This is a genomic window from Pseudomonas sp. 91RF, assembly GCF_003576265.1.
Classification (GTDB): Bacteria; Pseudomonadota; Gammaproteobacteria; order Pseudomonadales; family Pseudomonadaceae; genus Aquipseudomonas; species Aquipseudomonas kribbensis.
The window spans coordinates 1-20,332 of the sequence record NZ_QWFC01000020.1 but is presented as its reverse complement, the minus strand read 5'-3'; the positions used below and the strand labels follow the sequence as shown (position 1 = coordinate 20,332).

Annotated in this window: 18 protein-coding genes; 11 read left to right on the top strand and 7 right to left on the bottom strand. The window is 62.0% G+C overall.

From position 1 onward, the window contains the following. Positions 1–15 precede the first annotated feature (15 nt). The 8 genes from tssE (at position 16) to DXT77_RS08335 (ending at position 9,601) form a co-directional block, all read left to right on the top strand. Positions 16–459, top strand: coding sequence for a type VI secretion system baseplate subunit TssE (tssE, locus tag DXT77_RS08370; protein WP_119427300.1), 444 nt, complete (start codon positions 16–18; stop codon positions 457–459). Further along, positions 443–2,236, top strand: coding sequence for a type VI secretion system baseplate subunit TssF (gene tssF, locus DXT77_RS08365; RefSeq protein WP_119427299.1), 1,794 nt, complete (start codon positions 443–445; stop codon positions 2,234–2,236). Before tssE ends, tssF begins: the two co-directional genes overlap by 17 nt. Then, entirely contained in the window at positions 2,200–3,225 is a 1,026-nt protein-coding gene (gene tssG, locus DXT77_RS08360; RefSeq protein ID WP_119427298.1) for a type VI secretion system baseplate subunit TssG, read from the top strand. The genes tssF and tssG overlap by 37 nt, the downstream gene beginning before the upstream one ends. A gap of 1 nt (position 3,226) precedes the next feature. After that, on the top strand, positions 3,227–5,767 hold the full coding sequence (gene tssH, locus DXT77_RS08355) for a type VI secretion system ATPase TssH (RefSeq protein WP_119427297.1): 2,541 nt from the start codon (positions 3,227–3,229) through the stop codon (positions 5,765–5,767). 159 nt (positions 5,768–5,926) lie between these two features. After that, positions 5,927–6,400 (top strand): GIY-YIG nuclease family protein, encoded by a 474-nt coding sequence (locus DXT77_RS08350; protein ID WP_218568650.1) that lies wholly within the window; start codon positions 5,927–5,929, stop codon positions 6,398–6,400. A 59-nt stretch (positions 6,401–6,459) separates the two neighbouring features. Continuing rightward, positions 6,460–7,026 carry a hypothetical protein gene (locus DXT77_RS08345; RefSeq protein WP_119427295.1) on the top strand — a complete coding sequence of 189 codons (567 nt, stop codon included), beginning with the start codon at positions 6,460–6,462 and terminating at the stop codon, positions 7,024–7,026. A gap of 10 nt (positions 7,027–7,036) precedes the next feature. Then, a complete protein-coding gene (gene tssI, locus DXT77_RS08340) occupies positions 7,037–9,046 on the top strand; it encodes a type VI secretion system tip protein VgrG (protein WP_119427294.1) in 2,010 nt (669 codons plus the stop codon). A 12-nt stretch (positions 9,047–9,058) separates the two neighbouring features. Then, entirely contained in the window at positions 9,059–9,601 is a 543-nt protein-coding gene (locus DXT77_RS08335; RefSeq protein ID WP_119427293.1) for a toxin-antitoxin system YwqK family antitoxin, read from the top strand. 1 nt (position 9,602) lies between these two features. On the opposite strand, the gene DXT77_RS08330 is transcribed toward DXT77_RS08335, so the two are convergent. Further along, complete coding sequence (locus DXT77_RS08330; RefSeq protein WP_119427292.1) at positions 9,603–9,998, bottom strand: DUF4280 domain-containing protein; 396 nt, start codon at positions 9,996–9,998, stop codon at positions 9,603–9,605. Between the two features lie 190 nt (positions 9,999–10,188). On the opposite strand from DXT77_RS08330, the gene DXT77_RS08325 reads away from it, so the two are divergent. Continuing rightward, on the top strand, positions 10,189–11,256 hold the full coding sequence (locus DXT77_RS08325; protein WP_119427291.1) for a phosphotransferase family protein: 1,068 nt from the start codon (positions 10,189–10,191) through the stop codon (positions 11,254–11,256). Positions 11,257–11,294: 38 nt separating this feature from the next. Then, positions 11,295–12,062 carry an SDR family oxidoreductase gene (locus tag DXT77_RS08320; protein ID WP_085687598.1) on the top strand — a complete coding sequence of 256 codons (768 nt, stop codon included), beginning with the start codon at positions 11,295–11,297 and terminating at the stop codon, positions 12,060–12,062. Positions 12,063–12,107: 45 nt separating this feature from the next. On the opposite strand, the gene DXT77_RS08315 is transcribed toward DXT77_RS08320, so the two are convergent. The 6 genes from DXT77_RS08315 to DXT77_RS08290 form a co-directional block, all read right to left on the bottom strand. Then, entirely contained in the window at positions 12,108–12,761 is a 654-nt protein-coding gene (locus tag DXT77_RS08315; RefSeq protein WP_248742052.1) for a trimeric intracellular cation channel family protein, read from the bottom strand. A gap of 873 nt (positions 12,762–13,634) precedes the next feature. After that, positions 13,635–13,877, bottom strand: coding sequence for a DUF1652 domain-containing protein (locus tag DXT77_RS08310; RefSeq protein WP_085711500.1), 243 nt, complete (start codon positions 13,875–13,877; stop codon positions 13,635–13,637). A 181-nt stretch (positions 13,878–14,058) separates the two neighbouring features. Then, positions 14,059–15,549 carry a helix-turn-helix transcriptional regulator gene (locus tag DXT77_RS08305; RefSeq protein WP_119427289.1) on the bottom strand — a complete coding sequence of 497 codons (1,491 nt, stop codon included), beginning with the start codon at positions 15,547–15,549 and terminating at the stop codon, positions 14,059–14,061. 77 nt (positions 15,550–15,626) lie between these two features. After that, on the bottom strand, positions 15,627–16,517 hold the full coding sequence (locus DXT77_RS08300) for a LysR family transcriptional regulator (RefSeq protein ID WP_011334794.1): 891 nt from the start codon (positions 16,515–16,517) through the stop codon (positions 15,627–15,629). Positions 16,518–16,523: 6 nt separating this feature from the next. Continuing rightward, complete coding sequence (locus DXT77_RS08295; RefSeq protein ID WP_119427288.1) at positions 16,524–18,728, bottom strand: xanthine dehydrogenase family protein molybdopterin-binding subunit; 2,205 nt, start codon at positions 18,726–18,728, stop codon at positions 16,524–16,526. Then, positions 18,728–19,192, bottom strand: coding sequence for a (2Fe-2S)-binding protein (locus DXT77_RS08290; RefSeq protein ID WP_119427287.1), 465 nt, complete (start codon positions 19,190–19,192; stop codon positions 18,728–18,730). Before DXT77_RS08290 ends, DXT77_RS08295 begins: the two co-directional genes overlap by 1 nt. A gap of 118 nt (positions 19,193–19,310) precedes the next feature. On the opposite strand from DXT77_RS08290, the gene DXT77_RS08285 reads away from it, so the two are divergent. Further along, positions 19,311–20,201 carry a LysR substrate-binding domain-containing protein gene (locus tag DXT77_RS08285; protein WP_119427286.1) on the top strand — a complete coding sequence of 297 codons (891 nt, stop codon included), beginning with the start codon at positions 19,311–19,313 and terminating at the stop codon, positions 20,199–20,201. The last annotated feature ends 131 nt before the right edge of the window (positions 20,202–20,332 follow it).

The following is a 20,332-nucleotide window of genomic DNA, read 5'->3' as shown; positions in this document are numbered from 1 at the left end:
CCGGACGCCCTCGCCATGGCAGGCACCGGCATACGTGCACCGCTGTTCGAACGCCTCGCCTGGAGCGAGGCCGACGAGCCGCCGGTGTTCAATCGGCAGGATCTGCTCGACTCGGTGCACGCCGAGCTCGGGCGCCTGTTCAACACCCGCCGAGGCCCGCGCGCACTGACGACACCTCCGAGCGTGATCGACTACGGCATCGCCGACTGGAGCGCCCTGCAACAACAGCGCAGCGATGACCGCCGTCGCCTGGCGCGGGACATTCGCGAGGCCATCACCCATTTTGAACCGCGCCTGCTGCTCGGCGAGGTTCAGGTCAATCCCCTCCCCGAGCACCCGCAGCGATTGAGCATCCGCCTGCTCGGCGAGTTGCGCAGCGGCTTTCAGCACTGGCCGGTGGCCTTTGTCATCGAGCCCGGCAACGAAGGGCTGGAGGTGCGCCATGAGCGACTCGATTGACCCGCAACTGCTCGACTACTACCAGCGTGAACTGACCTGGTTGCGCCATGCAGGCAGCCAGTTTGCCGAGCGTTATCCGAAAGTCGCGCGGCGATTGGAGCTGTCTCCCGGTGAGTGCCCCGACCCGCACGTCGAGCGTTTGCTCGAAGGTTTCGCCCTGCTCGCGGCGCGTCTGCAACGGCGTCTGGACGACGACTACGCCGAGTTCAGCGATGCCTTGCTGGAACAACTCTATCCCTTGGCCGTGCGCCCGCTGCCGTCCTGCGCCATCGTGCAGTTCGAGCCGGACCCGAGCAAAGGCAAACTCGACGGCGGCTATCCCCTGCCCCGTGACACGCCACTATTCGTCACCACCAGCAAGGGTGAAAGCATTCACTTTCGCACCAGTGCCGCCGTGCGGCTGTGGCCCAACGAAGTGACCGAAGCGCTGTTGCTCGGCAGTGACGAAGCCCAGGCGCTGACCGGTGTGGCGCAGTCCCGTTCGGCCTTGCGCCTGAGCCTGCGGTGCCTGGGCGAAAGCCAATGGTCCGAGCTGGAGATCGACAGTTTACGCATTCACCTGGCCGCCTCACCGGTGATCAACGCCGGGCTCTATGACCTGCTCGGCGCACACGCCGTGCAGGTGCTCGCAGGCTCACCGGGGAGTATTCCGGCGAAATTGAAGGGACTGCCGCAGATCGTCGGTTTTTCCGACGACGAAGTGCTGCTGCCGGACGAGGACGGCGTGCACCCGGGCATGCGCCTGCTGGCGGAGTACTTTGCCTTCCCGGAGAAATTCCATTTCTTCGACCTGCCGCTCTCCGGCGTATCCAGCGACAGCCAGACGCTTTACCTGTACATCGTTTTCGACCGTGCGCCGGCGGGTCGATTGCACTTGCAGGCCAGCGACATCGCCCTCGGCTGTGCCCCGGTGATCAATCTGTTCCCGCGCACCTCCGAGCCGCTGCGCCCCGACGGTACCCGCAGCGAATACCGACTGGTCGCCGACAGCCACCGGGAAAACAGCGTCGAGATCCACAGCATCCGCGCGATGCGCTCCAGCTCCAGCACCGGCGTGCAGCGCCTGCCCGCCTATTACGGCAGCCAGCACAGCGGCGGCGATCAACAGCGTTACTGGCATGCGCGGCGAATCAGTGGCCAGTCGCCGAACCGGCTCGGCAGTGATCTTCTGGTCAGTGTCGTCGATACCCGTTTTGAACCGCAAACCGATCTTCCCGACTACAGCCTTACGGCCGAACTGCTGTGCACCAACCGCCACCTCGCCCAGAGTCTGCCGGCTGGCACGCCGCTGGGATTCGAGCGGCCGGGCCCGGTGGCATGGGCACGCCTGCGCAATCCGCCGAGCCCGCAGAGCCTGCCGCGACTGGACGGCGATTCGCGCTGGCGGCTGGTGTCGCAACTGACCCTCAATCATTTGTCGCTGGTCGAAGGACCGCAGGCGCTGGATGCGCTGAAGGAGATTCTGCATCTGCATAACCTGCGTGATGAAGCCAGCGCCCTGCGCCAGATCGATGGCTTGCTGAGCCTCGCTTGCGAACGGGTGATCGGCCACGTTGGCGCCGATGCCTGGCGCGGTTGGCGCAACGGGCTTGAAGTGCAGTTGCAGCTCGATCCGCAGCATTTCGTCGGCAGCAGCGCGGTGCTGTTCTCGGCGGTGCTCGCGCAGTTCTTTTCGGTGTACGCCACGGCCAATCGCTTTGTGCGCACGGTGCTTATGCAGGCTGACAAGGAGGTCAAGGCATGGCAACCCCAAGCCGGCATGCCCCTGTCGCTCTGACCCTGGGCCAGCGTCTGCGCCGCGATCCGCAGGCGTTCGAATGGTTGCAGGCGTTGCTGCTGCTGGAGCGCGAACAGCCGCAGGCCGACTCCCTCGGTTCAGGCACGTCGCCGCAGGCCGAAGCGCTGAAATTGCGCGGGCCGTTGACGCCCGTGTTCGCCGCCAGCCAGATCGAAAGCCTGGAAGAAAAGCCCGGTGAACCGCTGACGCTCAACTCGCCGATGTTCGGCCTCGGCGGCCCCGACGGTCCCCTGCCCTACGCCTATCAGGAATGGCTGCAACAACGGGCCCGGGCCAAGGATCACGCACCCGCCGAATTCCTCGACCTGTTCCAGCATCGGCTGCTCAGCCTGCTGTACAAGGTGATGCGCAAACACCGGATCGCCCTCGGGTTTACCACGCCCGGTGCTTCGCCGGCGCAGGCGCAATTGCGGGCCCTGACCGGGTTGTTGCCCAAGTCCCTGCAGGAGCGCCAGGCGATTCCCGACTGCGCCGTTCTTGCCTGCACCGCGTTGTACGCCGATGGCCGCCGGTCGTTGGCGGGGTTCGCAGCCATTGTCCGCGAGCAATTTGCCGTGCCGGTGGAGCTGAGCGCCTATGAAGGTGCATGGCGTGAGATTCCGGACGCCAGTCGCAGCGTCATGAAGGCCGGCGGGCGCAATCTGCAACTGGGTCGCAGCGCCGTGGCCGGCACCCGGGTCTGGGATGAGCATGCCGGGATTCGTTTGACGCTCGGGCCATTGTCCTCGGCGCAAGCAGGAAGCTTTCTGCCGGACGGCGAAACGCACCCGGCACTGGCGAGCCTGGCAGCATTGTATTTCGGCCCGGATCTGGACGTGAAACTGGTGATGCTGGTACGCGGCGCCGGGCCGCTGAAACTCGGCCGCCAGGCCCCTGCGTTGTTGAGCTGGAACGGTGGTTTGCAGCGTCAGGCCAGCCTTGCAGTGCAACGGATCGAAACCCGTCTTCGTCAGCTGGAGATCACCTGAAATGGAACTGGCCAGCCTGATCGGACGCCTCAACCCGGACAACCGCCGCGCCCTCGAACGCGCCGCCCAGCGCTGTTTACAGCACGGGCATCACTTTGTCGAAATCGAGCATCTGTTGCTGGAATTGCTCGACATCGACGGTGGCGACTTTGCTTTTCTGCTGCCGCGTTTCGGGCTGGAACGGGATGCACTGACAACTGAAATCAACAAGGCGCTGGACCTGTTCAAGGCCGGCAGCACACGCACCCCGGCGTTGTCCTCGCACACGCTGGGATTGCTGGAGGATGCAGTGGTGCAGGCCAGTGTGCTGGGGATCGACAGCATTCGTTCCGGGTTGTTGTTGCTGGCACTGATCGATCGTGACGAGCGCCGCAGTCTGCTGCTCAACAGTGCTTCATCACTGTTGCGGATTCCCAAGGAAGCCTTGCGCGCGAACCTGCTGGAGTGGACGGAGAACTCCCGCGAGCACGCAGGCCCGCGCTCTGTGTCTTCTGGAAATCCGGCGCCACGTCAGGATTCGGTACTGGACCAATACACCCAGGACCTGACCGCTGACGCCCACGCCGGGCGCATCGACCCGATCGTAGGTCGCGACGGCGAGATTCGTCAGTGCATCGACATTCTTCTGAGGCGCCGGCAGAACAACCCGATTCTGGTCGGCGCGCCGGGCGTGGGCAAAACCGCCGTGGCCGAAGGCCTGGCACTGCGCATCGCCGCCGGGGACGTGCCGCCGTCGTTGCAGGAAGTCAGCCTGCGGGTGCTCGACCTGGGCCTGTTGCAGGCCGGTGCCGGGGTCAAAGGTGAATTCGAACAACGGCTCAAAGGCGTGATCGACGCGGTTCGCAGCGCCGACAAGCCGATCATCCTGTTCATCGACGAAGCCCACACCCTGATCGGTGCCGGCGGTGCAGAGGGCGGCAGCGATGCGGCCAACCTGCTGAAACCTGCGTTGGCCCGTGGTGAGTTACGTACGTTGGCCGCCACGACCTGGATGGAATACAAGAAATACTTCGAGAAGGATCCGGCCCTCGCCCGCCGCTTTCAACTCGTGCAGGTGGAAGAGCCGGACGAAACCACTGCGGTGGAAATGCTCCGTGGCGTAGCTGCCAAACTCGAACAGCATCACGGCGTGCAAGTGCTGGATGCGGCGATCCACGAAGCGGTGAAACTCTCGCACCGCTACATCTCCGGACGCCAGCTACCGGACAAAGCCATCAGCGTCCTCGACACCGCGTGCGCCCGGGTCGCCCTTGGTCAGCATGACGTGCCGCCACCGCTGGAAAGCCTGCGTCACCGGCAGAACAGCCTCAAGGATGAAGTCGAGCGCCTGCGCCGGGAGCAGGCCACGGGGCTGGATCATCGTGAGCGCATCACGCTGCTGGAAAATGAATCGAAAACCAATGTGCAGGCCATCCGCGAACTGGAAACTCGTTGGAGTGAAGAGCGTGTCGCCGTGCGTGAACTACTCGAAACACGCCGCGAATTGCTGGCGTTGAGCGAAAGCGCCGACAGCGACAAACCCGACGAGGCCACCGACAGCCGCATCGATCATCTGGCCGCCGAACTGCTGCGCCTGGAGGCGGGACTGGATGCGATCCGCCAGGACGATCCGCTGGTGCCGGAACAGGTCGACAGCAAAACCGTCGCTGCCGTGATCGCCGGCTGGACCGGCATCCCCGTCGGCAAGATGCTTGCCGACGAAGCTCATGCCGTGCGCACCCTCGGCACCCGCATGGGCCAGCGCGTCATGGGCCAGAGCACTGCGCTCAACACCATCGCCCAGCGTTTGCAGGCTTATCGGGCGGGGCTCACCGATCCACAAAAACCGGTCGGCGTGTTCCTGTTGGTCGGCCCCACGGGCGTTGGCAAAACCGAAACCGCGTATGCGCTGGCCGATGCCTTGTACGGCGGCGAACGCAACCTGATCAGCATCAATTTATCCGAGTACCAGGAAGCCCATACCGTCAGCCAGCTCAAGGGCGCCCCGCCGGGCTATGTCGGTTATGGCAGTGGCGGCGTGTTGACCGAAGCCGTGAGGCGCAAACCGTATTCGGTTGTATTGCTGGACGAAATCGAGAAGGCGCATCCGGATGTGCTGGAAGCGTTTTACAACGTGTTCGACAAGGGCTTGATGGAAGACGGCACCGGGTTGGTGGTCGACTTCAAGAACACCGTGATGCTTGCCACCAGCAATGTCGGGGCCGAATTGCTACTCGATACCCCGATGTCGCAAATCGGTAGCGAAGCCTTCAACGAAGCGCTGCACAAAGTCCTCCTGCAAGCCTTCCGCCCGGCGTTTCTGGCGCGCATGACGGTGGTTGCGTATCGACCGCTGGATGAGGCGACGCTGGAAGGGATTGTGTTGGCGAAGCTGGAGAAATTGCGTGGGCGCTACAAGGCTGCGACCGGCAAGCAGTTCGAATTTGATTCGGGAATTGTGAAAGCGGTACTCGCCAAGTGCAGCGCGGCGGGTGCGCGGGATGTCGAGAATGTGTTGATGACGCAGGTGACGGGGAAGTTGGCGGAGTGGGTGTTGGAATAAAGCGTACCCAAGGCTCATACGGAAACAAAACGACGGGACGAAAACATGGGGAATATACATTTCAACTTGAACAACTCTGCGCACCTTGGAGGATTGGCGCCGCCCCCCTTGGCCGCGGGAGGTTTTGGAAACGCGCTTTTGCCAGGTGGAATGTATGGCATGGCGGGGACGTACATCATTGTCAACTCCAACTCCAACAACCGCTACATCGGTATCGCCAACGATATAGGAACACGCTTCAACACCCGCCTGGCGACGATTACAGAGACCGGTTTTTTACCGGCCGAAATGGCCAGAATCGGCGTCACCTGGGGAACAACCACTTGCCAGAATACTGCTCCGGTCTTTGGCGTCGCTCCCGCTCCTGTGCTTGCAGTACCCGCCCCTCCGGCTGCATTCAATGCAGTGATCGATGGTGTCGCGGTAAACCTGGAGCGCTTGCTGATTCGCTTTGTCATCACTCAACTGGGTGCCGGCGGTACCGTTTCCAACAACGCCATGGCCGTAGCCCCGTATGCCAATCCGACTGCCAATCCCATTACCGTCCGCTTGACCTGGGGGGCCATGGGTGGCCTGTACCTGGCCGGGTTTCATCAGGCGATATGGAATGTGGGAATGATCAACGCATGGTGAAAAACGCCAGCGCCCGGGCCTGTAAGGAAAAACAAGGACATTCGATGGAGAATTGAACCATGTTGAAAGCCAGACTTGAGCAACTCGACAGGCATCTGCGTCCCACCTTTCCCAATGCACATGTCGGGACTGTGAACTTCGATGAAGACCTTGATATCAGTAATGAGCTGCTGGCACTCGTCGCCGGCAACACCCACGCCGCCTATTACTTGCCGTGGGATGAGAACACCGGTTTCTACGTTGACCTGCCAGCCCACCCTACCGGAAACAATCCGGTATTGTTTCTGACGGCCAACCTGACAGGCTGCTGTGTCGGCATACAGAACTTCGGCGGTTTTATCCGCGTTCGTCACTACAACCTCTATACCACGGGTAATCACAACCCTGTGTTTTCACAAGATGATCTCTTCAGATACGGCACCAACGTTTCCTGGCTGCTGCCTGCCAACAAATACAACGTTCCTGCGATCAATCGTGCAGAGCCCTATACACACGCTGGCCCATGGGGCGAGGCGGTGCTGTGGGGTGAATATGTAGCACGCTACTGGCCATACACTTCGAAATGGCACTTCTATTATCAAAATGGAAACTCCGACACCGTCATTCATGAGTTGAACTATCAGTAGAGGCGTTCGCATGCCCCGTTCCACCGACAGCAACTCGACCCTTTCCCTGACGGCCGACTCGCTGTCGGCGCTTTACCCTGACTCGCTGTCCGGCGACGAAGCACTCAACCAGTTGAGTTCGCAGATCCTCAACGGCCTCAACGACGGCACTTCCCTCAGCCTGACTGGCGCCGTTGCCACCCACGTCACCACCACCCTGCACAACGACGCGCAGTTGCGCCCGTTCGACGCCCTCGTCGCCGAAATCCGCCAACTTCCTGCCGACGCCACCGCCGAGCGCTATCAGCTTTTATTAAGACCATGGCTCTGGTGGCTGACCCTCGCCAGCAACAACCGCGTCTTCCAGAACCTCGCCACTTCGGACATCGTGACCACGATTTTCAAGGCCCACGGCTTCACCGATTTCAAACTCTCGCTGACCGGCAGCTACACCTCGCGCGAGTACTGCGTGCAGTACGGCGAAACCGACTTCGCCTTCGTCTCCCGTCTGCTGGAAGAGGAAGGCATCTTCTGGTTTTTCACCCACGACGAGGGCAAGCACACGCTGGTGCTGGGCGACAGTAATGACGCCTTCGTGCAGATCCCCAACGGCCCGAAGGTCAAGTATCTGGCTCAGCAAATGGGCGAGCGCGAGTTGCATGGCATCCGCTCGGGTCAAGTGTGCCTGCAAGCTGTGGCCGGGGTGTACAAGGCAACGGATTACGAGTTCACCACGCCGACCACGTCACTCTTCGGCCAGGCCGAGGCGGTTGCCGGGCCGCGTTCCTTCTATGAGCATCCCGGCGGTTACAACGCCAAAGCGCGGGGTGACGCATTGACCAAACAACGGGTCGACGGGCTGCGCAGTGAAGAGAAACGTTTTGTTGGCGAGAGCGACTGCCGCTGGTTGATCCCCGGCCATTGGTTCACTCTCGACGGCCACGAAGACGCGAGTCTGAACATCGATTGGGTCGTCACGCGAGTCACCCACGACGCCAGCCACGAAAGCTACCGCAACCGCTTCGAAGCCATCCCCAAGGCCACACCATTTCGTCCGCAACGCACAACGCCCAAGCCGCGCATGCATCCACAGACCGCGATCGTCGTAGGCAAGTCCGGCGAAGAAATCTGGACCGACGAGTACGGCCGGATCAAGTTGCAGTTCCCCTGGGATCGCGACGGCAAGAACGATGAAACCAGTTCCTGCTGGGTGCGTGTGGTGTTGCCGTGGAGTGGCAAGGGCTTCGGCATGCAGTTCGTGCCACGCATCGGCCAGGAAGTCATCGTGACCTTTATCGACGGCGACCCGGACCGGCCACTGGTCACCGGTTGCGTGTACAACGGCGACAACGCCCTGCCCTACGCCTTGCCGGCGAACCAGACCCAATCGGGGATCAAGACCCAATCGTCCAAGGGTGGCGGCGGTTTCAACGAGCTGCGTTTCGAGGACAAGAAGGATGCCGAAGAGGTGTTCCTGCAAGCGCAGAAAGACCTGAAGATCAACGTGCTCAACGACACCACCGCCACCGTCGGCCACGACGAAACGCTGACGGTGCAGAACGCACGCACCCGCACGGTCAAGGACGGCGACGAAACCGTCACGCTGGAAAAAGGCAAACGCAGTGTGACCATCCAGACCGGCAGCGACAGCCTCGATGTGAAGGACAGTCGCACCGTCAAGGTCGGCGCCGACCAGAACCACAGCACCGGCGGCAATTACACCGACAAGGTCACCGGCGACTACAGCCTGACGGTGGACGGCAACCTGACAATCAAGGTCAGCGGCACCCTCACGCTGCAAAGCGGCGGCAGTTTCACGATCAAGAGCGGCGCGGATCTGGCGACCTCGGCCAGCACCTCGATCACCCAGAAGGCCGGCACCGCCATGACCAACCAGGCCGGCACTTCGCTGGACAATAAGGCCGGAACCACGCTGACCAACGACGCCGGCATCAGCCTGACCAACAAGGGCGCGGCCTCGCAGACCGTGGACGGTGGCGGCATGCTGACCATCAAGGGCGGACTGGTACAGGTCAACTGACAAGGAGTCGCCATGGCGATCACACCGCTCGATTTGCAGCAGGATGACAAACACCTCAAGGGACGATTGCAGGACGGCCAGCTCGATGGTCCGTTGAATATCAAGGATGACGGTCGCCAGCAGGCAGACATGAATTACAGCCAGGGCCAATTGCAGGGCACGTCCCTGCTCTACCACCCCAACGGCAAGGTCTCGGCGCAGATGCCGTTCGTGCGCGACAAGCTGCAGGGCGTCGCCAGTTTTTATGCGCCCGAGGGCTGGTTGCAGCGCAAGGCCACTTATCGGCGTGGGTTATTGCATGGTGAGGCATTCAATTACTTTCCCGACGGGCAAGTCGCGGAAGCCGAGTTCTATCGTGATGGCGTGCGCGAGGGGCGCTATCAGCGCTTTCATCCCAACGGCAAACCGGCGGTGGATGCGCGTTATCTGAATGGACAACTGATGGAGCCGGAACAGGGATTTGCCGAGGACGGGCGACCGCTGGATGCCGATGGCAAGCCGATTTCCCGGGTGCGCTGGTGGTTTCGCAAGTGGACGGATCCGGCGCAGGCCTGACTCAGGGAATCAACATCTGCATCTGCCCCGGCATCACGATCTTGATCACCCCTGCCCAGTTGCACATCAACGTGCTGTTCGCATCGATCGCCGGCATCCCGCCCAGCAGCAGAGTCGGCGCTCCGCCGGGGACCCACGGCGTGGCGGTGGCGGGAATGCACGGCATCGGCGTCAATACGCCCAGCGCAGCAGCAGTGGCAGCGGCGACCATCGGATTGGCCATGCTCATGCACATGCCGAACGTGGTGACGTTGACCAGCGGAATGTGATCCATGATGTTCGCCGCCGGCATCCCGCCGGTCAGCGTGCGATTGACCGGCAGCACGTTGAGCACCGCCGGCGCGGCACCGAAACTGCATTGCAGGGTGGCGCTGGCACAGACTTGCGGGCAGCCCATTTCAAAGCTCCTTTCCGAACAAGGCATTCGTGCTGAACCTTAGTCGCCAGCGGCCCGCCGCGCACATTCCCAAAGGTGATTATCGTCCAACACGCTAACCTATAAGACCGAACCGCGCTTGTGACGACCCGAGCGCGCCATTAGATTAGCCAATGATGTCTGGCCTCCAAAATAAGCAGAAGGGATAAGCATGGCGCTTACTGACCAGTCCACCCGTATCCGCTCTGGCGAAGAACTCGATGCCAGCCTGATCGATCCGTACCTCAAGGCGCACATTCCGGGCCTGAGCGGCACGCCGCAGATCAGCCAGTTTCCCGGCGGCGCGTCGAACCTGACCTACCTGCTGGAATACCCGGACCAGGAATTCGTCCTGCGCCGTCCGCCGTTCGGCCACAAGGCCAAGTCCGCCCACGACATGGGCCGCGAATTCCGCATCCTCAACCAGTTGCGCGACGGCTTCCCGTATTGCCCGAAAGCCTACGTGCACTGCACCGACGATTCGGTGATCGGCGCCGAGTTCTATGTGATGGAACGGGTCAAGGGGATCATCCTGCGCTCGGACCTGCCGCCGGAACTGGGCCTGGACGCAGCGAAAACCGAAGCCCTGTGCAAGAGCTTCATCGACCGTTTCGTCGAACTGCACCGGGTCGATTACAACGCCTGCGGCCTGGGCGATCTCGGCAAGCCTGAAGGCTACGTCGCCCGCCAGATCAAAGGCTGGAGCGAACGCTACGAAAAAGCCCTGACCCCGGACGCACCGCACTGGGAACAGGTCAAAGCCTGGCTCAACGACAAGATGCCGGCCGATCACCCGACCTCCAGCATCGTGCACAACGACTACCGCTTCGACAACGTCATCCTCGACCCGAACAACCCGATGCAGATCATCGGCGTGCTCGACTGGGAACTGACCACCCTCGGCGATCCATTGATGGACCTGGGCAACACCCTCGCCTACTGGATCCAGGCCGACGATCCGGCACCGGTGCAACTGATGCGCCGCCAGCCAAGCCACGCCCCGGGCATGCTGACCCGCCGCGAATTCGTCGACTACTACGCCGAACGTTCGGGCATCCAGATCGACAACTTCGACTTCTACTACACCTACGGCCTGTTCCGCCTGGCCGGCATCGTGCAGCAGATCTACTACCGCTTCTTCCATGGCCAGACCCAGGACAAACGCTTCGCGCAGTTCATTCACATGAACAAACTGCTGGAGCACATGAGCCTGCAGGTCATTGCCAAATCCAGCCTCTGATGACGGCGTTATAACAAGGCTCACTACAAGGGAATCCCATGTCCAAGACTCAGTTGTTCGACCTCGACGGCAAGATCGCTTTCGTCTCCGGCGCCAGCCGTGGCATCGGTGAAGCCATCGCCAAACTGCTGGCCCAGCAAGGTGCCCATGTCATCGTTTCGAGCCGCAAACTCGAAGGCTGCCAGCACGTGGCCGACGCCATCATCGCCGCCGGCGGCAAGGCCACAGCGGTCGCCTGCCACATCGGCGAAATGGAACAGATCAGCCAGGTCTTCGCCGGGATCAAGGAACAGTTCGGCCGCCTGGACATCCTGGTCAACAACGCCGCGACCAACCCGCAGTTCTGCAACGTGCTGGACACCGACCTCGGCGCCTTCCAGAAAACCGTCGACGTGAACATCCGTGGCTACTTCTTCATGTCGGTGGAAGCCGGCAAGCTGATGCGCGAAAACGGTGGCGGCAGCATCATCAACGTGGCGTCGATCAACGGCATTTCGCCAGGGATCTTCCAGGGCATCTACTCGGTGACCAAGGCTGCGGTGATCAACATGACCAAAGTCTTCGCCAAGGAATGCGCGCAGTTCGGCATCCGCTGCAACGCCCTGCTGCCGGGCCTGACCGACACCAAATTCGCCTCGGCGCTGGTGAAGAACGACGCGATCCTGAAACAGGCGCTGACGCAGATCCCGCTCAAGCGCGTGGCCGACCCGAGCGAAATGGCCGGCGCCGTGCTGTACCTGGCGAGCGATGCCTCAAGCTACACCACCGGCGTGTCGCTGAACGTGGACGGCGGTTTCCTGTCCTGATCCGCTCCTGACGCAAACAAAAAGGCAGCCCAAGGGCTGCCTTTTTCATGCCTCCAGAACCTTTGGCAACTGCCAGCCGAAATGCACCGACAACAAGCGCAACAACAGACACGCCGCCCCCGCCAGCAACGCAGCCGCCACCGGCGAAACGCCCAGCCTGCGCCCGACGATCAACACCGCCGCGCCGACAAACGCCGAACTGGCATACAGATCCGCCTGCAACACCACCGGCACCCGCGCCAGCACAATGTCCCGCAGCACCCCGCCACCGACGCCGGTAATCGTGCCCATCAACATGGACACAAACGGCGAGATTCCGAAGTTCAAAGCCTTCTGCGCCCCGGCCACGGCAAACAGCGCCAACCCCGCCGCGTCCAGCACGATCAAGGTCGAACCGGACCAGCCCAGCACCTGCTCATGAAAAACAAACGCCACCCCGCCCATGGCAAACGCCAGCGCCGGATAGCGCCAGTCGGCCACAGCCTTGGGTGGCGTAGCGCCGATCAACAGGTCACGGGTCACCCCGCCGCCGAGCGCAACGATGAAGGCAATCACCATCACACCCAGCAGATCGAGTTGAGCGTGCATCGCCGCAATGGCGCCTTCAACGGCAAACACGGCGGTGCCGACCAGATCGGCCACCAGCACAATCCACTCGACCCGCGCCTTCGACGGCGCGTGCGTTATTGAGTGACGCAACGCGTCTTGGTGATGTGTCGGGTTACCTGCCCGTCGGCATACATGTCACCGGCGACCTCGGTATTTTCCATCACCTGACAGGTGCGTTCAGGGGGTGGAGGCGGCGCTGCCGGCGGAGGGGGTGGAGGACTGGCACAGCCACTGAGCAGCACCAGACCGAAAGCCGACAACAACGAAAAACACACGCGTTTCCCAGGATTGTTCATAGGATGACCCGCGATAAATGGAAGAAAAACTCCCGTCGCCGAGCGTACAAATACCCGGTTATGGAAACCGAACCACTCATTCCTTATAGACCAGTGGGGGGTGAGTGCCAGTGGAATGGGGAGAACAGGTGATATTTGCTGTCGATTTTCGGGATGAGCAAATATCGATTGAATGCGTCGACTGATAGGCCGCCATCGCTGGCAAGCCAGCTCCCACATGGTTCACGTACAGCCGAAAGTAATTGGCCGGCTGTCAGGCCGCCATCGCGAGCAGGCTCGCTCCCACAGAAGAGCAAGCGGCGAAGCCGCCCCTCTCAACACGATGAGCGTTAGCTCGAGTACCGCTTTTGATCGCAGCGCCCGTCGGCAGGCTGAGTGGAGGGATTGATCCGGGGGTGGGAGCGCAGCGACCGTTTGGCGAAGCCAAACACATCGAGAGGAGGTGCAGCGAAGCAAACCGTAGGCGATGCCCCCGGATCAATCCCGGAGCGAAGGAACCCGAGCCACAGCGAGGGCCGAACGTCAGGGTAAAGACTTTTTGGTTACTTTTGAGGCGTTTGTCAAAAGTGACCCGCTGTAAAAGCGGAACCGCCAGCCGCAACACCCGAAGCAACGGATATTCACCCAAAAAAACCCTTGAACCTGGTCGGCCCAGAGGCCGCCAAGTTCAACCGGGCGACCGCAAAGAATTACTCTCAAGCTCATACCGCAATTCATCAATCAAGGCATCCACCGCTTCCGGCGTACGCAAGGCACCAAGACTCAACCCACTGATCACCAGATCCACCCGCCCCGAAACCGGCTCATACAACTTCACAGTAAGCGAATGATCCCCATCCACCACACACTCACAAGCCAACGGCGAAAAACTGCGCTCAAGCTGCGCCCGCAACTGCGCCAGATAAATCATCGCGCAAGCTCCACACAACGAGACTCGACAACAAACAACACATTCATAAGGGGCTGATCCATTAGCAGGTTCAAAAGGGACGCGATCACGGGAAAAAACCGCACCGCACCTCACCAGACTAAGAACACCCCGCCCGATCAAACACCCGAATTTGCACCCCATGAACTAGTGCATTTGCACCTTACCGCTGCCCCCGGCTGCTGCTCGAAAACAACCCGCGCTCACGAGCCCAGACAATCGCCTCGCTGCGACTGTGCACATCGAGCTTCGAATACACCGTCGCCACATGATTGCGCACGGTATTCGGCGCCAGTTTCAATCGTGCCGCAATCTCCTTGTCCGCCAACCCTTCACAGATCAATCCCAGCACATCGCGTTCGCGAGCCGTGAGATCGGTGAACGAAACGCTGGGCAATTGCGGCGAGTTGACCTTCTTCACATTGGCCAGTTTTTCGATCAGCGTACGGCTGAACCACGACGCATCCTTCATCACCTCTTCAATCGCCGCCACCAGCTCAAGCTCGGTGCGCTTGCGTTCGGTGATGTCCATCAGCACCAGCAGGTAGCAAACGCTATCCTGGATGTTCACGGTATCGGCGGACACCGCGCACTCCAGCAGCTCGGCGTCTTTCTTGCGGATCCGCATATCGACACGGTCAACCCGGCCGGTCTTCTCCAGCGCCGCCAGCAACCGGGCGCGTTCCGCCGGTTCATCGATGAAGTCCAGTTGCGCGACGGTCTTGCCCAGCACGTCGTCGCTCTCGTAAGCCAGGGTATCGAGAAAGGCCTGATTGACGTCGATCAGCCGCTGCTCGTCGGCGCTGCAGATCAGGATCGGCACCGGCGTCAGGCGAAAGGCCTTGGCGAAGCGCTCTTCACTTTGGCGCAGGGCAACTTCAGCCTTGTGCCGCAGCTCCATGTCGACAAACGAAAACAACATGCAGTCCTCGTCATTGAGCACCAGCGGCTGGCCCGCGACGATCACCTGCTTGCTGCCGCCGTCCGGCAGACGCAACTCGGCCTGCATCTGCGGAATGGTCGCGACATCCCGCAGGCGCTGGATCGCCAGTTCCTTGCGTTCGGCCTGTTCGAGAATGTCCAGCTCATAAGTGGAAGCGCCGATCACTTGATCGCGGGTGTAGCCGGTCATCTCCAGGAATCCCGGATTGACCTTGATGTAACGCAGATCGCTGAGGCGGCAGATCACCGCCGGTGCCGGGTTGGCGTTGAAGGTCTTTTCGAAGCGCTGCTCGGCATTGGCCCAATCGGTGACGTCGCTCATGATCAGCACCAGCGATTCGGTCTCGCCGTCACGATCGGTCAGCACCATGCTGCGCACGCTGTGCACCCAGGTGCGTTCTTCATCGCTGTGCGGGGTGACTTCCACCAGCACATCGCTGAAGGTTTCCCCCGCCGCCACGCGACTGATCGGGTACTGCTCCGTTGTCAGCGTGTGGTTGTTGCGATAGCGCAGGTTGAAGCGCTCGGCATACTCCCCGGCATTGTTGCCCAACTCGCCGATGCGACTGACGCCATGCATCGCCAGCGCGGCTTCGTTGGCCCAGAGGATGGTCTGGTCGAGTTCCAGCAGAATCACTCCGTCGGACAGACCGGCGATGATCTGCTGCAACTGGCGGCGATTGGTTTCGGTGGTCAGGACGTCCCGGCTCATTGGCTCTCCACAAGTACGCGCATGTGAAGATTACGACCGCAGGCCGTTGTGATCGTGCCGGGCAATTTTGCCCCTGATTACCGCGAAGAGTGATCGACCAGTTCCCGCAGCGTATCGAGAAACAGCTTGAGCACCGGCGAGGCATCGTCCGCCCGATAGGTCGCGTACAGCGGCACCTGCGGCAGCGCCGGGGTCAGGCGCCGGAACACCAGCCCGGCGGGAGCCAGTTGCTCGATGGAGGCCGGCAGCAAAGCCACGCCAAACCCGGCGCGAACCAGACTGAGCAAGGTCTGCACCTCGATCACCTGCTGGCGGATCTGCGGGGTGAACCCGGCCTGAATGCAGCACTGATAGAGAAAATTGGCGAACCGCGATTGCTTCAATTCCAGCGCCACAAACGGTTCCTGCGCCAGGTCGGCGGGCGCCAGCACCTCGCGCCGAGCCAGCGGGTGATCCTGCGGCATCACCACATGGATTGGCTCATGGATCAGCAGTTCATTGCGTAATTGCGGGTCGTCATAACCGACGCGGAACACGCAGGCGTCGATGCGTTTCTCCTTCAACGCCTTGACCTGGGCCGCCGGGGTCATTTCATGCAGGCGCCAGGTCACCTGCGGGTAACGCTCGCGAAACAGGTGCAGCGCCTTGGGCAGCACGCCGACCATCACCGAACTGATCATGCCGATTTCCAGCTCGCCGAGCTGCCCGCGCCCGGTCTGCCGGGTCAGGTCCAGCGCCCGTTCGAGTTGTTCGAACACCAGCGGCGCCTGCTCCTTGAGCATCTGCCCCGCCGCCGTCAGCTCGACACGGTGATGACTGCGCTCGAACAGCGGCGTGCCGAGTTCTTCCTCCAGCAAGCGAATCTGCTGGCTCAGCGGCGGCTGGCAGATGTGCAGCCGTTCGGCGGCGCGGCCGAAGTGCAGTTCATCGGCCAGGGCCATGAAGTACCGCAGCAATCGCAGATCCATGGCGGCTTACCCCAGGTTCAGTGGCGTGGAACGCTGACGCACCCCGGTCAGGCTGAACAACGCATTGGCGATCGCCGGAACCACCGACGGACTGCCCAGCTCTCCGACGCCGCCCGGTTTGTCCGGCTGGCCATCGAGCACGAGGATGTCCACCGGCGGCATGTCGGACATGCGCGTGACGCGATAGTCGTGGAAATTGCTCTGCACCACCCTGCCCTGCTGAATGTCGAGACGGTCGAACAGCGCATGGCCGAGGCCCCACAGCAGCCCGCCGTAAATCTGCTCTTCGACCCCGCCGGGCGACACCGCCAGACCGCAATCGACCACGCAAGTCAGCTTCTCGACCCGGGCCTTGCCGTCGACTTTCGCAACCCGCGCCACCACGGCGATGAAACTGGTGTAGCCCTGATTGGTGGCGATCCCCAGCGCCGTGTCCGGCGGCAGTTTCTGGCCCCAACCAGCGCGTTCGGCTGCCTGTTTCAGCACCGCGACATGCCGTGGCCGCTCCCGCATGTTGGCCAGGCGGAACGCCAGCGGGTCTTCAGCGGCCGCATGGGCCAGTTCATCCATGAAGCTTTCCACGGCGAACACGTTGGGAATAAAGCTCACCGAGCGATACCAGCCGCTGGGCACGTGGCTTTCGTGCTTGACCCAGTTCAGCTCCAGGTGCGGCGGACGATAGGCGAAGTCCCACGCGGTGATCGCTTCAGTGGTGCTGTAATCCATGTGATCCGGACGCTCGAAATAGCCCGGCTCCCACTGCTCCGGGGAGGCCGGCGACACTGCATGCAGTTGCAGCGCGGTGAGTTTGCCCTGGGCATCCAGCGCGCCTTTTACTCGATGAAGAGTCGCCGGGTGATTGAACAGCGCGTGCATTTCGTCTTCGCGGCTGTTGAGCAGTTTCACCGGCACACCGCTCTGCTGCGCCAGATACGCGACTTCGAACAGCCAGTATTTGGCTTCCCGCGCACCGAAGCTGCCGCCGGACACCAGCTCATGGATCGTGACTCTGTCCTTGGCGATGCCGCACACGGTCTGCGCCGCTTCCAGCGCCGACGACGGCACCTGCACGCCGCCCCAATAGGTGATTGCCTTGTCCTTGACCTGCGCGGTGATGCAGATCGGTTCCAGCGGGTTTTGCACCTTGTAGGGCATGGTGTAATCGGCTTCGAGCAGCTTCGCCGCGCCCGGCCATTGTCCGGCGACATCGCCCTGGGCCATGGCTTTGACGGTTTGCGTTGCCGGATCGCTGATCGCTGCGATCTGTGCCTTGGGCAGCTCGGCACTGTCGAAGTTGGCCAGCGGCGAGTCGCTCCATTTGATCTCCAGCAACTTGCGTCCCTGCTGCGCGGCCCAGAAGGTTTCGGCGAGCACCGCGACGCCTTCGAGGTTACCGCCGAGCACGTCCGGCCGCCCCGGAACCGCGATCACCTTGCGCACACCCGGCACCTGCAACGCGGCAGCCGAATTCACCGCGACAACCTTGGCGCCCACCACCGGCGCACGTTGAATCACCGCCACCAACATCCCCGGCAACTGCACGTCGATGCTGTATTTGAAACGCCCGCACACCTTGGCCGCCGCATCGCGTTTGTGGCGCAACCTGCCGATGTATTTGAACTGCGACGGATCTTTCAGCGTGACGTTGGCCGGTGCCGGCAATTGCGCCGCCGCGCCGGCCAGTTCGCCATAGCCGAGGCTGCGTTTGCTCGAGGCATGCACGACCCGGCCTGCTTCGGTGGAACAGCTGCCGGGGGTGACTTTCCACTGCTGCGCCGCCGCACTGATCAGCAGTGCCCGTGCCGTGGCACCGGCCATGCGCAGGCGATCGTATTCCAGCGACACACTGGTGCTGCCGCCGGTGGAGAAGACTTTCCAGACCGGATGAATATAGGTTTCGAAGAACGGATCTTCCGGGGTGATGACCTGCACAGTCATCGGGTTCACATCCAGCTCCTCGGCCACGCACGCGGCCAGTGCGGTCTGGGTTCCGGTGCCGGAATCGTGCTTGTGCACCACCAGTTTCACCGTGCCGTCGGGCAGCACGCGCACCCAGGCGTTGGGTTCGAATTCGGTGGCCGAGGTTTTGGGCTCAGTCGCTGCACCGGTTGGCAGATACAGCGCAATCGCCAGACCGGACGCCACCGTCACCGTCTGCTTTAGAAATACCCGGCGCGACAGTTCGAAACCGGCATTTTCGACGAGGCTCATCACGCCTCCTTCGGCGCATTCGCCGCACGTTTGATCGCCTTGTTGATGCGCCCGTAAGTGCCGCAGCGACAGATATTCCCGGACATGGCGTTGCGGATCGAGTCGTCGTTGACCGGTGCGCCGGTGTTGAGCAGCGCGGCGGCGGACATGATCTGCCCGGATTGACAGTAGCCGCATTGCGGCACATCTTCGGCGACCCAGGCCAGTTGCAGCGGATGATTTTCGTTGGGCGACAGGCCCTCGATGGTGGTGATGCTGTGGCCCGCGACGGCGGCCAGCGGCAACTGGCAGGAACGTACCGCGACCCCGTTCAGGTGCACGGTGCAGGCACCGCACAGCCCCATGCCGCAGCCGAATTTGGTGCCGGTGAGTTTCAACTGATCACGCAACACCCATAACAAGGGCATGGAGGGGGACGCCTCATTCAGCTCGCGTCGTTCGCCGTTAACCGTGAATGCAATCATTGTCAGGCTCCAAAAGAGCGGCCCGTCTTTGTGCAGGCCTGGTCACCGATTATTGGAACCCCGGGCAACACGCGGCCAGCGACGATTTCTGCCAACCGGTGTAAGCAGGACTAACAACATGTACAAGCGATACCCGTCGGTGCAGTCCATGAGCGCGTTCATCCACGCGGCGCGCAGCGGCAGTTTTTCCAGCGCCGCGCGCAAGCTCGACCTGACCCACAGCGCAATCAGCCAGCAGATCCGCGCCCTGGAAGAATTCATCGGCCAGCCGCTGTTCGTGCGTGAGGGCGGCGGCAGCAACCTGACCGACGCCGGACAGTTGTTTGCCAGCGTGCTGTCGGACGGTCTGGCGCAGATTGACCGGGCGTTGTCCTCGGTGAAAAACCGCAGCGTGGCCCAGCGTCTGACCGTGGATGTCGACAGCGAACTGGCCCAGAGCTGGCTCAATCCGCGCCTGCCGCAGTTGCTCGACGGTTTGCCGGATTACGAAGTGACGATCCTGTCGATGCCGCGCAGTGATCGCAGCACCTTCGAACGGGTGGACCTGTCGCTGCGCTATGGCTACGGCGATTGGGACGATTGCGAGATGACGCAGATCTGCGGGGATCGGGTGTTGGCGGTGGCGTCCCCGGCTTTGCTGGAGCGGCATGGTTTACAGCTGCCGTTGAGCCCGGCGCAAATTCTTGAATTGCCGCTGCTGGGGTATACGCGCAGGTCGTGGATTCCGTGGCTGGATGCGGCCGGGATGACACCGACGGAACCGCCGGCGCGGGTGGTTTTCGATAATGCGGCGAATCTGATTGCGGCTGCGGAGGCTGGCGTTGGCGCCGGGCTGGTGCGCGGATTATTGGCCGCCGATGCGTTGCGCAGCGGGCGACTGGTGGCGTTGAACGAGGCGCGGATTGCGGCGCATTACAACCTGTATGCGGTGTGGCCCCATGGGCAGGCCGAACGGGTGGCGCCTGTTGTTGAAGTGATCAAGCAGTTGGCCATGCAAACACTTCACTGACGCCATCGCGAGCAGGCTCGCTCCCACAGGGGCCGCATTTCAACGGGAGAAATGCGATGAAATTGTGGGAGCGAGCCCGCTCGCGATGGCGTCAGTGAAGTGTTTGCATGGCCTGTCTCTTATACACATCT